The 13,319-nt window shown below is 67.6% G+C and carries 12 protein-coding genes; 1 reads left to right on the forward strand and 11 read right to left on the reverse strand.

Features of this window, described 5'->3' with window-relative positions; genetic code table 11:
- Positions 1-29: 29 nt before the first annotated feature.
- The 3 genes from ACNA0R_RS04225 to ACNA0R_RS04235 are packed head-to-tail and all read right to left on the reverse strand — an operon-like array spanning position 30 to position 4,397.
- Entirely contained in the window at positions 30-1,148 is a 1,119-nt protein-coding gene (locus ACNA0R_RS04225) for a lipocalin-like domain-containing protein (RefSeq protein ID WP_415824674.1), read from the reverse strand.
- Complete coding sequence (locus ACNA0R_RS04230) at positions 1,138-3,657, reverse strand: ABC transporter permease (protein WP_415824676.1); 2,520 nt, start codon at positions 3,655-3,657, stop codon at positions 1,138-1,140. Before ACNA0R_RS04230 ends, ACNA0R_RS04225 begins: the two co-directional genes overlap by 11 nt.
- A complete protein-coding gene (locus tag ACNA0R_RS04235; RefSeq protein WP_415824677.1) occupies positions 3,654-4,397 on the reverse strand; it encodes an ABC transporter ATP-binding protein in 744 nt (247 codons plus the stop codon). Before ACNA0R_RS04235 ends, ACNA0R_RS04230 begins: the two co-directional genes overlap by 4 nt.
- Positions 4,398-4,514: 117 nt before the next feature.
- Here ACNA0R_RS04235 and ACNA0R_RS04240 point away from each other — a divergent pair, with 117 nt between their 5' ends.
- On the forward strand, positions 4,515-5,459 hold the full coding sequence (locus ACNA0R_RS04240) for a hypothetical protein (protein WP_415824678.1): 945 nt from the start codon (positions 4,515-4,517) through the stop codon (positions 5,457-5,459).
- Here the strand turns inward: ACNA0R_RS04240 and ACNA0R_RS04245 are convergent.
- From ACNA0R_RS04245 to ACNA0R_RS04280, 8 genes are read right to left on the reverse strand one after another with little or no spacing between them, the layout of a single operon-like run.
- Positions 5,431-6,483 (reverse strand): acyl-CoA dehydrogenase family protein, encoded by a 1,053-nt coding sequence (locus ACNA0R_RS04245; protein WP_415824679.1) that lies wholly within the window; start codon positions 6,481-6,483, stop codon positions 5,431-5,433. The genes ACNA0R_RS04240 and ACNA0R_RS04245 overlap by 29 nt on opposite strands.
- Before the next feature lie 2 nt (positions 6,484-6,485).
- Positions 6,486-7,667 carry an acyl-CoA dehydrogenase family protein gene (locus ACNA0R_RS04250; protein WP_415824680.1) on the reverse strand — a complete coding sequence of 394 codons (1,182 nt, stop codon included), beginning with the start codon at positions 7,665-7,667 and terminating at the stop codon, positions 6,486-6,488.
- Entirely contained in the window at positions 7,664-9,229 is a 1,566-nt protein-coding gene (locus tag ACNA0R_RS04255; protein WP_415824681.1) for a class I adenylate-forming enzyme family protein, read from the reverse strand. The genes ACNA0R_RS04250 and ACNA0R_RS04255 overlap by 4 nt, the downstream gene beginning before the upstream one ends.
- Positions 9,230-9,238: 9 nt before the next feature.
- On the reverse strand, positions 9,239-9,667 hold the full coding sequence (locus ACNA0R_RS04260) for a Zn-ribbon domain-containing OB-fold protein (RefSeq protein ID WP_415824682.1): 429 nt from the start codon (positions 9,665-9,667) through the stop codon (positions 9,239-9,241).
- 5 nt (positions 9,668-9,672) lie between these two features.
- Positions 9,673-10,839, reverse strand: a complete 1,167-nt coding sequence (locus tag ACNA0R_RS04265; protein ID WP_415824683.1) for a thiolase family protein — start codon at positions 10,837-10,839, stop codon at positions 9,673-9,675.
- Between the two features lie 4 nt (positions 10,840-10,843).
- Positions 10,844-11,644, reverse strand: coding sequence for an enoyl-CoA hydratase/isomerase family protein (locus ACNA0R_RS04270; protein ID WP_415824684.1), 801 nt, complete (start codon positions 11,642-11,644; stop codon positions 10,844-10,846).
- 45 nt (positions 11,645-11,689) lie between these two features.
- On the reverse strand, positions 11,690-12,490 hold the full coding sequence (locus tag ACNA0R_RS04275; RefSeq protein ID WP_415824685.1) for an ABC transporter ATP-binding protein: 801 nt from the start codon (positions 12,488-12,490) through the stop codon (positions 11,690-11,692).
- Entirely contained in the window at positions 12,490-13,311 is an 822-nt protein-coding gene (locus ACNA0R_RS04280; RefSeq protein WP_415824686.1) for an ABC transporter permease, read from the reverse strand. Before ACNA0R_RS04280 ends, ACNA0R_RS04275 begins: the two co-directional genes overlap by 1 nt.
- Positions 13,312-13,319: the final 8 nt, after the last annotated feature.

The following is a 13,319-nucleotide window of genomic DNA, read 5'->3' on the forward strand; positions in this document are numbered from 1 at the left end:
GTAGCCATCCGATGTGACAACTCTCGGAATCAATAGCCGGTCATCTCCAGGTACCCCGTCCCGCCGGCCTGGCCGCCATCGCCCGCCAGCCGCACCGGCCCCTCCCAATACGGAAAGGACGTCGCCATCCAGGCGCGCGGCTGGACGGCATCGACCGTCACGTCCACCGCGCCGGCGGGCAAGTCCGCCACCCTGACGCGCCAGCGCGTCGGCAGCTTGCGGCCATCGTCCTGACGCGCCCAATCCAGCGGATCCAGGCTGATCTGCTCGCCCCGCAAGGGCCTCGCGCGCCCATCGGGGGCGATCCAGGTACCCGCCCGATACGGCGCACCGTCTTTCTGCCGCACCTGGAACAGCATCAGCTTGGCGCCGCCGGCCAGATGCAGCGAAAACCAGTCCCAGCCCTGCTGGTTGGCGGACAGCGGCTGGCTGCTCCACTCCCGGTCCAGCCAGGCCCGGCCTTGCACGCGATGGCGCTTGCCGGCCCGTTCTATTTCACCGGTGACGGCATAGAAAGGCTGGCTGTAGTAGTACGACGCCTGCCCTTCGCCTGACTTTTCGCTGTAGCCGGCATCGCCATGCAGCACCAGCGGTCCCTGGCTGCGCAGGGACAGCCGATAGCCGAAGTCCTTGCCGTGAGCCTGCATGGTCAGGCTGTCCATATCGGGCCCTTGCAGCGACCAGTCATCTATCCAGGCGCGGAAGGGCGCGGCCTGCGCGCCCGCCTGGCCGATACCGCCGCGCGCCAGCTTTTCGGCGAACTGATGGGCGCCGGCGTCGGTCAGCGCCGCATGGGCCATCCAGACCTTGGCGCTCTCCCATCCCGCCTGATCCGGGCCCGGCCGCAGCGCCGAGCGGAACAGCGTCCATTGCACGCCCCAGTCATGCCCGTCCTCATCCTTCAGGTCGGCGGTGACGTACCACCATTCGATACGATAGCCGTCATGCGGCCCGTGGTCCGCCGGAAAGCGTAGCGGCTTGCCGCGCTGCACCTGCTTATACGCGGATGCCTCGCCGCCCAGGCCCGCATACCCCGCGCCGGACGTAGCCGGCTTGCCGTCGTCGCACGCCGCCAGCGAGAACAGCGCGCCCGCCAACAGCATGGCGGCCATCACTTTCGCTATTGCGCTCGCGATGCTAGGACTCATGGGCGAACTGCCTTAAGAGCTCGGCGGGCTGGCGTCGCCGCAACTGCCAGACCGGCCACGCGGCGGCCAGCAGGCTGGTCAGCAGTCCCAGCGCCGCCAGGCCGGCCAACTGCGACGGGAACACGTACAAAGGCAGACGCCAGCCAAAGGCCTGCACATTGACGATGGCCACCAGCGTCCACGCCAGCAGCACGCCCAGCGGCATGGCGCACAGGACGGTCAACACGGACAAGGTCAGCACCTGGCCCAGCGCCAGCCAGGCCAGCTTGCGCCGCGGTACGCCCAGCGCCCACAGGGGCGCCAATTGGGCCAGCCTGCTCTGGCTCAAAGTGAGCAGGCTGATGAACAGCGCAATGCCCGCCACGCCCAGGGTCAAGGTGTTCAACGCGCCGGTCGCGGCGAATGTGCGCTCGAATACCTGCGTGGACCAGAGCTTGATCGAGGCCTGGTCCACCACCTGCATGCCATCCGCGCCGTAGCGCTGTTCCAGCGCCGCGCGCAGCGATGGCAGGCGTTCCGGATCGGCATAGACGTTCACGCTGCGCACCGTGGCCTGCGGCAGGTACTGGCGCAGCACGCCAGCCTGCATCAGTACATGTCCGCGCGGGTTGCCGTAGTCGGCGTAGATGGCGGAGACGATGAATGACGGCTGCCCGGCGGCAGCGCCACGCGCCGCGGCGGCGCGGTCATCCGGCGGCGCGGCACCGCCGCCGAATAGCGCCAGGCCGGCCCCCAACCCGAGATGCAGGCGACGCGCCAACTGCTCGCTGATCATCACGCCGCGTCCGTCCGCCAGCAGTTCCCACGCATCGCCCGTGCGCTCCAGCAAGGGCCATTGCCGGCGCGTCTCGGGATCATCGATCACGCCCTGCAGCTCGACCGGCCAGCCCCGCACGTGCGTGGTCGTACGCCATTGCGGAAGCGCGGCCCGCACACCCGGCTGCGTGCGCAGCCATTCCAAGGCATCCACGCCCTGCGCGCTATCGCGCGGATTCAGATAGATATCCGCGGACAAGCGCTGGTCCAACCAGGTCACGAAAGTCTTGCGGAAGCCATCCGTCATGCTGCCCACCCCGACGCTGGCGCCCAGCGCCAGCAGCAGGGCCATCAACGCCAGGCTCAAGGCCGGCAGCTGCTGGCGGCTATCGGCGATGAACCAGGAGGCCAGCGGCCCGCGCACATGCCGTGCGCTCCACGCCAGTACGCCATCCAGCAAGGACGGCAGCAACAGCGCCGCCGCCAGCAATATTGCCGCCTGCATGGCGAAGGCGCTCGCCAGGCTATCGCCCCATGCGCCGCACGCCGCCGCGCACAACACCATCACACCGGCCACGCCCAATTGCCGCTTCTGCCCCGCCGCCTGCGCGCCGCGCCAGGCTTGCGGACGCGCCACCGCCAGCAGCGGCAGCCGGGCGGCGCGCACCAGGCTGCCCACGCCGGCGGCCAGCACGCCCAGCAGTGTCATGCCCACGCCCGCCAGCCACCACCATGCGGGCAGGCTCAAGCGGCCCGCCACTTCCGCCCCATACAGGCCGCGCAAACTGGCCGCCATATCGCCCAGCAACAGTCCGGCCAACAGATATCCGCTCGCCACGCCGGCCACGCCGCCGATCACCGCGAACAAGCCCAGCTCCACCGAAAGCGCGGCAACCAGCATGCGCAGGCTGACCCCCAATGCGCGCAGCGTCCGCAACAAGCCGCGCCGCTGCTCCAGCGCCAGGCCTATGGACGCATGCACGATGAACAGCCCGACGATGAAGGCCAGCATGCCCAGGGCCGCAAGATTCAAATGGAAGCTCGCGGCCAGGCGATCGAGGTCATCGCGGTCTTCCGCGGCCGGCGCGGGCGCCAGCACGTCGGCCCACGCAGCGGGCACCGCGGGCGCCGTCTTGCCGGGCAACAGCAGGCGCGAAATCCTGCCCTGCACATGCAACAGCGGCTGTGCATGGCCGATGTCCATCACCAGGATCCCAGGAGCGAGCCCCGCTTGCAGCCGCAGCGGCGGCAGGCGTTCGCCGTCCATCGTCACAGGGCGGTCGCCCTCTTCCATGCCCAGGCGCCGCAAGGTATCCGGTCCAGCCCAGGTCTGGCCGGGCTGGCCGATGAAGTCGCCCAGATTGAAGGCGGTGATGGCCTGTCCGCCCACCGCGCTGCCCGCGGGCAGGCTGAGCGGCTCTATGCCCAGCACCCGCAAGGCCAAAGGCGGATCGCCGGCGAAGCGCAGGCGCCCTTCCAGCACCGGCGATACCTGCCAGCCGTCCAGGCGCAGCCGCACATAGACGTCCTGGTCCAGATCGCCCTCGCGCCGCGGCAGCCATTGCGCCTGCGCGGGTCCGGCCAATACCTCGCCGGCACGCGCGTAATCCTGCCGCGCCTGCGCGTTCAAGGCTTGTACGCCGCTCCACAACGCCGTCGCCAGCCACAGTCCGCAGACGATGCTGGCGCACTGGAGCGGATGGCGGCGCCAATGCCCCGCCAGGGCGCGCAGGCAGGACAGGAATGCGCTCATTGCGGGCCGTCCGATGCCGCGCCCGCCGCGGTGCGGCCCGCGGTGTAGTCCGGCGCGCCGCGATGATCCTGAGGCGCGGCAGAGTCATCGCATACCTGTCCCAGATGCAAGGTCAGCCGGCGCGACAGGCGCGCGGCCAGGCGTCCGCTATGCGTAACCATCAACAGACCGCTGCCCGCATCGCGCACCAGTTCCAGCAACAGATCGAGCACGGCATCGCCGCTTGCTTCGTCCAGGCTGCCGGTGGGTTCGTCAGCCAGCACCAGCGCGGGCCGCGCGGCCAGGGCGCGCCCGATCGCCACGCGCTGCTGCTGCCCGCCGGAAAGCTGTTCGGGATAGCGCGACAGCAAGGCCGGCAACCCCAGCCGCTCCGTCAAATGCGCGACCCAGGCGGGATCGTGGCGGCCGGCCAGGCGCGCCTGAAAGCTCATATTGCTCGACACATCCAGGCTGCCGATCAGGTCGTATTGCTGGAATATCAGCCCGATGCCCGTCCTGCGCCATTGCGCCAGGCCGGCTTCGCCGCGCACGTGCAACGGCTCGCCATCCACCAGCACGCGGCCGCCGTCCGGCGACTCCAGCCCGGCGATGACGTGCAGCAAGGTGCTCTTCCCGCTGCCGGACTCTCCCATCAGCGCCAGGCTGGCGCCGGCATCCAGGCGCAGATTCACGCCACGAAGCACCGGCAAAGGCCCTTGCGCGGTCGCGAACGATTTGTACAGATCCTCGACGATCAGCACACCCGACTCCTTGCTGCATACGAAATAGCCCGCCTATCGTACCGCCCTCGGGTACAGGAACTTTAAAGGGGGGGCCCGCACTCAGCCGTCGCCACTGACCAACGCAAGGAGTCACACGTGAGCGCTTCCACTAATTTCTCTTCCGGCGCCGCCTCGACGCCGATGAATCCCACGGTCATACATGATGCCGACCTCATCCACGCCGCCGCACAACCGGGCGGTGCGGAACACCGCGGCGGCACGTCGGACACGGCATTCGCGTCGATCCTGGCCGGCGCGGCCTTCGAATCCGTACCCCCCACGTCAGAGCAGGCCGGGCACCCCACGACACTGATCCGGTATCGGCGTGACGGCGACTCGCCGGCGGCGGGCGCCCGCAACACCGCCATGCGTTGCCATTACCCCGTAAGGCCGGTGAACAATGTGACGCCTGACGCCGACGGCAGGATTCGTGGCGCGGACTTGAAAGGCACGCAGACCTATGAGCGGCTGGTGCATGCGCTCAGCGTCGATACGCGTCATCCATCCCGGACGCCGTCGGCCGCGAAAATCGCCAGCGCGGAAGCCGCCGTAAACGGAATGAAGCTGCCTTTGGGCAGCACCGTGGTGGCGCCATGCCATGAAGGCCACGATGCGGGCGACCGCCCCGTCGGCAGGTCGGCGCCCGCCTCCACCACGACGCCGGCGGCAAGAACGCGGCGCGCCGTTCCCGAAGGCATCGCCGCGGCCATGAATAACGGCGCCGCGCCGACCACATCCGCCGGCAACCAGCCCAACATCGAGCCGGTACCGGAGCAGGCCGGCACCGCCATCCTGCGCGGCATCGTGGACCCATGCCGGCCCATCGGACTATGGCAACGTGTTTTCGATGCCATCGCGCGCTTTATCGGCCCCTATCTGCATCCGTCCACCAACGGCGATGCGCCGTCCACATCCGATAGCAAGCGTGCCGATGCTTGTCCGGCCAAACGGGAAATGACGGAGGAAGACATCCGCAACTACGATAACTACCTGTTGGCCTGGAGCACCTCGTTCACCCGCAGGCGCCGTGCGGACGCCTAACGTCGACCAACACCCGGGCAACGTCCCGTCCATGGCGCGCGCCCACGGTCATCGCTCTTCTCAGATACAGTCCCGCATCATGTTCATCCGCGTAGCCGATGGCGCCATGGAATTGGACGACCTCCTTGGTTACGCGCAGGGCGCACGCCGCGGCACGATGCTGGGCCGCCGCGGCCGCCCAATCTTCCCGCCTCCCACCCCATGCCCGCGCGGCCTCGTGGACCAGCGCGCGGCTGGCCTTGCTATCCACATGGCACATCGCGGCCCGATGCTGCAAGGCCTGGAAGCTGCCGATGGGGACCCGGAACTGCCGTCGCAGACGCATGTAATCCAGCGCGAGCTTGAGCGCCTCCTGCGCCAGGCCGCTCAAATAAGCGGCATCCAGCAGCCATAGCAGGTGGCGGCCGCGCCGCCAGGCCAGCATGCCCGGCTCTCCATCGAGCACCACGGGCGCATCCCGCCAGGCGGACGCCGTGACGCGGACATCCGCCAGCGTGCTACCGTCGACGGCCACGCGCGTCTCATATCGCGTTCCCACCGTGTCCTTGCGAACCAGCCGGGCCTCGAACGAACTTCCCACGCCCGTGGCCAGCAGCCAGTGCGTCGCCGTAGCCGCATCCGGGACCAGCGTGGCGACATGGGCGCCGTCGCCATCGCCCGTGACCGGAGCCGGCACGACCAGCGCGTCACCCCGCAACGCGTCCTCCAGGACGGCATGCGCCGCATCGCCGCCCTGCGCCAGGATACCGGCCGCCACGATGCCCGCGGCGACTGGCGGCATCATCAAGGCGCGCCCAGCCTCCTCGGCGACCACCACGGCCGACGGCGCGAACCATCCCAGGCCATCCCGCGCTTCCGGTACGGCGATGCCAAACCAGCCCAGATCGGCGATACCCTTCCAGTCCTTCATGTCCCAGGACGCGCCGCCTTCATGGATGGCACGCGCCACGGCGGGACCGGCCTGGGCCGCGGCGAAATGCGCGGCGCTCTCGCCTATCATGCGCAACTGCGCTGCATACTCCATGTTCATTCCTTGCTCCCGGCGGACGGCAGCCCCAATACGCGCGTGGCGATGATGCTCCGCTGCACCTCGCTGCTGCCGCCGTAGATGCCCAGCCGGCGCGCCTGCAGGAACATCTCCGTGGCATCCAGCAGATCGTCGCCTTGGCGCACGGGGTCGCGCAATGCCGCCGCGGGACCGGCGACACGTCGGACCAGGTCCAAGAGCAGATGCACGGTATCGGTCGCCAGCAGCTTCAGATAGGCGCTTTCCACGCCATCCTGGCGCGTGCCGCCTTGCCCCTCGCCGCCCGCCTCCGCCGCCTCAAGGTACGCGGCGCACAAGGCCTGCACCTCCACCTCGGCCAAGGCCGCGTCTTCGCGCAGGCCGGCCGGCAGCTGATCGGCCGGCGTCGCGCGCAACATCATGCGCAGGCGTTCACGAGCCCGCAACGCCTGCGCCGGCGATCCGATCCGCAGTCTTTCCTCGCTGAGCACAGCCGTGGCCACGTCCCAGCCCCGGTTCAGTTCACCCACCACGTTTTCCAGCGGCACGGCGACATCGTCGAAAAATACTTCCGCGAATTCGTCATCGCCGGCAATGGTGCGTATGGGGCGGCAGCGGATACCCGGCGCGTCCATGGGGATCAGGACAAAGCTGATCCCATCGCGGGGCTTGCCCTCATTGGAGGTACGCACCAGCGCGAACATCCAGTTCGCGTGATGCCCCCATGTGGTCCATATCTTGTGGCCATTGATGACCAGCTTGCCGTCGCGCGCTTCGGCGCGCGTGGACAGGCTGGCCAGGTCCGAGCCCGCGCCGGGCTCGGAATAACCCTGGCACCATATCGCGTCGCCGGCGAGGATGGCCGGCAGATGCTGTTTCCGCTGGGCCGGGCTGCCGCGCGCGATCAGCAGCGGTCCGATGTGGTTCAGCCCTTGCGTGGGGATGTCGGGCGTCCCCGCCCGGGCCATTTCTTCCATCAGGATCAACTGCTCCATGGGCGAAGCGCCCATGCCGCCGTAGTCGCGCGGCCAGTGCGGCGCGATCCAGCCGCGCCGCCACAATGCCCTGTACCACTGCATGGCCTGTTCGGGCGAGGGACGAAACGTCGCATGGCGCAAGGGCGCCGGCACATGGTCGCGCAGCCAGTCTCGCACCTCCCGCCGGAAGGCCGCCTGCTCCTGGGACTCCGGTCTCAGCATCATGCCGCCCGCACCAGTCTGGACAAGGCCATTTCCCGCAGATCGCGTTTCAGCACTTTCCCGACGCCGCTGCGGGGCAGCGCTTCGACGAAGAACACATGCTTGGGCTTCTTGTAGCTGGCGATCCTTTCCCGCGCGTGGGCCTGGATCGCCTCCGCGCTGAGCGTGGCGCCGGGACGCAATTCGATGAAAGCCGCCACGGCCTCGCCGTAAATGGGATCCGGCACTCCCACCACGGCGACGTCGGCCACGGCGGGATGTTCGGCCAGCGCCTGCTCGACCTCCTTGGTGTAGATATTGAACCCGCCGCTCAGCACCATGTCCTTCTTGCGATCGACGATATACAGGTATCCGTCGCTATCGAAACGGCCCATGTCGCCGGTATGCACCCAGCCGTCCACGATGGTCTCCGCGGTGGCTTCGGGGCGTCCGAAGTAGCCGCGCATGGTCGTGAAGCGTCCGGCTTCGCCCGCGCGGACCAGGATCTCGCCGACGTCATCGACCGATACCTGCTGCCCGCGTTCGTCGACCAGCTTGACTTCCACGCCGGGCGACACCCGGCCCACCGAGCCGGGGTGGGTGAACTGTTCCTCGTGATTGAGCACGGTGACCGAGCCCACCTCGGTCATGGCGAAAAACGAATGCAGCCGCGCCTGGGGCAGCTTCGCTATCATCCGCCGCTTCAGCTCGATGGGAAACGCCTCGCCCGTCACGATGATGTGGCGCAGGCTGGCGCAACGCGCCGCCTGCTCCTCCAGGACCGGCATCAGCATGCGCGCGACCGTGGGGACCATGCCGGCGGCGGTGACGCCTTCGCGTTCGATGGTGTCGACCGCCTGCTGCGCATCGAAGCGCTCCATCACCACCAGCGTCGCGCCCAGGCCCATGGAATTCATCAGGCGCGCCAGCCCGGTGCGATGCGCCAGCGGGGTCGTGACCAGGAACACATCGCGCGCCGTGATGCCCCATTCCACCGCGTTGGCAAAAGCGTTGCCGATGACGAAGTTCGCATGCGTCAGGATCGCACCCTTCGGCTGACCCGTGGTGCCCGACGTATACATGATCATGGCGTCATCGGGATGCAGCGGCGCATCCGGCAGCCGTTCGTCGGAGGGCCGCATCAGCGCGGCCAGGGCCTGCGTATCGCCCGCGGCGGCGGCCTTGCCCTTGTCGTCGCGTTCGCCGACGACGACCCGCAGCATGCCCTTGAACTCCTCGCCGACCGCATCGATGTTCGCCGCGTCATCCGCATGGAGCACCAGCATGCGCGCCTGGCTATCCTGCGCGAAATAAGCCAGCTCACGCAGCGTGTTGCGCGTGTTCACCGGGATCACCACCGCTCCCAGCCAGAACGCGGCATACAGCACCTGGGCGATCTCGACGCAGTTCGGCAGGTAGACCACCACGCGATCGCCCGGCCCGACGCCGGACCTGCGCATGCCCGCGGCCAGCGAACGCGAGGTGGACAGCAATTCCGCGTAAGTCAGGGCCCGGCTGCCGCATTTCACCGCCGTCTTCGACGGAAAGCGCAAGGCATGCGCCGCCAGGAATTGTTCGAGCCGCATGATGTCGCCTTATTCCAATTCGAACGCCGGATAGGGATGCTCGGGCGCCAGATAATCGATGGCCAGCTTGACCCGCTTGCCCACGGCCAGGTCGCCCGGCTCGCAGTTCAGCACGTTGGCGATGATGCGCACGCCTTCGTCCAGCTGCACCGTGGCCACGCACAAAGGTATGCGCCCCTCCACCCCCGGCCCCGGGATGCGCACCACCGTGGCGGCGTAGATTTCGCCCTTGCCGGACACTTCGCGCCATTCCAGGGTGCGCCGCCCCGTATAGCTGCTGACCGGCTTCGGATAATGCTGGAAGCGGCCGGCGACGGTGCAGTATTGCAGTACCAGCCTGCCCCGCGCGATGCCGTCCCAGAACGGTTGGGTGTCGACGTAGACCCCCTGTCTGGGGATGGGGCGCGCGGGCGTGCTCGTGGCTATCTTGTCGTTCATGGTTTTCATGCCTCCAGGACCATGGCCGAACTGGTACCCCAGTTGCGGCCGTAGGGAATCACGCCGATGCCGGTGACCAAGGCGTTACTCGGATCGCGCACCTGGCGGCTGCCGCCCTCGCCGAACATCTGGCGCACGGCCTCGGCCAGGTTCAGCCCGCCGCTGGCCAGGCCCGGCTGGCCGGCGGAGATCTGGCCGCCCCCCGTATTCAAGGGCAGGTCGCCATTGAAGGACAGATCGGTGTCCAGGGTATAGGCCGCGCCTTCCCCGCGCCCGCAGAAGCCGAAGGCTTCGAACTGCATCATGACGGCGATGGTGAAGTCGTCGTAGGGCTGGAACATGCGCACGTCCTTGGGATCCAGCCCGGCCCTGCCCAACACCTCGGGGCCGATCTTGCTGAAGCCCGTATGGGTAATGTCGGCCAGCGGGTCGGCGCCGTTGAAATTGGTGACCTCGCCGTACGCCACGGGATACACCATGTTCTTCAGGCCCAGCCGCCTGGCGTTCGCCTCGCTGGTCACGATGAAGGCGTTCGCCCCGTCGCAGAACATCACGCTGTCCAGCACCCGCAGCGGATCGGCGATCACCCGCGAATCCAGGTATTCCTCCATGGACAGCGGCTTCTGGAATTTCTTCAGGGCGTTCGGATTGTGCAGCGCGTGCGCGCGCTGCGTGACGGCGATCTTGCCCAGCGCGCGCGGGTCCAGGCCATACTGATGGATGTAGCGGCTCATCAACAGCCCGAAGCTGGCGGGCGGCCCCTGCACCCCGGGGGGATCCTGGAATTCGCCGCGATACGCGCCGTAATTGGACCGCCAGTCGCTGCTGGGCGCGTCGGCCGACATGACGACGGCCAGCGTACACATGCCGTCGCGGATCGCCGACATGGCCCGCGCCACGCCGCCGGTCGCGGAGCACCCGCCCATGCCGCCATAGTTGAGCCAGGTAGGCGTCAGGCCCAGGGCTTCGGTCATGTAGACGGCGAAGAACGGATTCTGGGCCTCGGACAAGGCGGTGGTGACGGACAATCCATCGATTTCGTTCTTGTCGATGCCGGTACGCTCAAGCAACTGGTCCAGGGCCTCGCCGGCCAGGTCGTAGGCGCTGCGCCCCGTCTTGAAACCGACTGGCGTTTCGGCATAGCCGGCGATCACCATATCCCTCTTCTTCATGCTCTTACTCTCCTCGGAAGTCCGGCGTTCTTTTCTCGCGGAAGGCCGACAGGCCTTCGGCGCGATCGCGGGTGAAATACAGCATGAAGGAGACGTCTCCCTCCGCCGCCATGCCCTCGGCCAGCGGCAGATCCATGCCGCGATCGACCATCGCCTTGGTGAACATCACCGACAGCGGCGCGTTGCCGCCTATCGTGCGCGCCAGCTCGCGCGCCTTATCCAGCGCCTGGCCCGCCTCCGTCACATGGTTGACGAGGCGGTATTCGCGCGCCTCCGCGGCGCCCAGTCGCCTGCCTGTCCACATCAGCTCCTTGGCCAGCGCGGGACCGACCAGGCGCGGCAAGGTCTGGGTGCCGCCGCCGCCGGGCATCATGCCCAGGCGTATCTCCGGCAAGCCGAACTTGGCATTGGCGCCGGCCACGATCAGGTCGCTCACGAGGGCCAGCTCCAGCCCCCCGCCCAGGGCGTAGCCTTCGACGACACTGATGATGGGTTTGGAGTACGCGGGCAGTTCGCGGAACAGCCGGTTGACCTTGCGCAGGCGCCGCCGCTTGCGATAGAAGTCGAAGTACTCGTTATCGGCGATGGTGAATTCGCTGGTGTCGATGCCGGTGCAGAAGGCCTTGTCGCTGCCCTTCAGGATGATGGCCGCGACGTCGCGCGCCGACTCGGCTTCGTTCAGGACATCCGTGATTTCCTGCGCGGTCTGCTCGCGCAGTGCATTCATTTTGTCCGGGCGATTCAGGGTGATTTCCAACCACCCTTCGACGCGCTCGACAATAATGTCTTCGGTGTTCATCTTCATTGGATACTCGCTGTTCCGGTGCTTGGGGGTTCAGGGCTGCCGACTTCAGTGCACGGATTCGCCAAGGCGCGCGGGCGATGCCTGTTGCGGCGCGGAATGGCCGCCGATCGCCTGCTCGATCAGGCGATGCATGTCGGCCATGCATGCCGCGTCGGCGCGCTGCGTCGCGTCGATGGACAGTTCGAGCGCGACTCGGGCCGGCGCCGCCAGGACAAGGACGCGGTCGGCGATTTCCAGCGCGTCCTCGATGCGATGGGTCACGAATACGCAGGTCTTGCGCTGCTCCCTGACGATCTCCGCGAAATCGCGCCGCAGCGTGCGCGAGGTAACGTGATCGAGCTGGCTGAAGGATTCATCCAGCAGCACCAGGGCGGGATCCACCGCCAGCGCCCGCGCCAGGGATACGCGCTGCCGCATGCCGCCCGACAGCTCGATCGGGTATTTCTCGCAGGCGTCCTGCAGCTTCACGCGCGCCAGCCAATCGCGCGCCCGCTGCCGGGCCTGCTTTTTCGGCACCCCCAGCAGCAGCAGTCCCAGTTCGACGTTTTCCTGCGCCGTGCGCCAGGGCAATAGCCGGTCCGTCTGGAAACTCACGGCCAGCTTGCCGCGCAAGGCCGCGAAATCCTCGGCGGGGTCTACGCCGGCCACCAGGACCGATCCGGCATCGGCCACCGCGGTTCCCATCAGCAGCGACATGACGGTGCTCTTGCCGGCGCCCGTCTGCCCCAGCAGGGCCACCGTTTCGCCCTCCAGCACCTCCATGGTCAGGTGATCGATGGCGGTATGGCTGCCGAAGCGCTTGACGACGTCGCGCAGGGCGATGATGGTATTCAGGGTAGGATTCATCAGCGCACCTGTGCCTCTTTGCGCCAGCCCAGGAAGCGACGTTCCGCCCAGCCGGCCAGCCATTGGAAAACCAGGTTCAGCATGACCAGCAGAAAGGTCCACGCCATCACCTGGTCGATGCGGAAAGTGGATTGCGCGAAGCTCATGCGCGACCCTATGCCGACGGCGGAAGCCACCAGCTCGGCGAAGATCACCATGCGGATCGCATAGCCTATGACCGATTTCGTCGTCAGGAAGATGTACGGGATGATGTGCGGCGCCACCAGGAAGCGCAGCATCTGCCAGCGCGAAGGCCGGAAGCTTTCCAGCATGTCGACCCATTCCGTGGACAGCGCCCGCACGCCTTCATACACATTCAGCGCATAGAACGGCAGCAGGATGACGGCCAGGATGAAAAATATCCGCGCCTCGGGATCCTTGAACCAGAACACGGCCAGCAGCATCCACGACAGCGCGGGGATGCCGGTATCGATGATCACGACCGCTTTCAGATAAGGGCCGATGCGTTTGGACGTCCCCATCAGCAGGCCGATGATCACGCCGGCCAGCGCGGAGAACACGATCGCCGCGGCCAGCCGCGCCAGCGTGATCGCGACGTGGATCAGGTCCGTGCCGAACAGCCCCGCTAGCGCCTTGGCGATCGCTTCCGGCGATGGCATGACATAGTCGGGCACATAGTTGCTGGCTACTTGCATCGCAACCAGCAGCAGGACCACGACGCAGATCAGGGCCTTCAGATCGCGCCGGTCGCGGCCGCCGCGTTTATCCGGCTTGGCGGGAACGGCCGGCGCGCGATTGGGCATGGGGGCATGGCGGGACATGGGCTTCA

Source organism: Bordetella sputigena, assembly GCF_965137885.1.
Classification (GTDB): domain Bacteria; phylum Pseudomonadota; class Gammaproteobacteria; order Burkholderiales; family Burkholderiaceae_B; genus Bordetella_C; species Bordetella_C sputigena.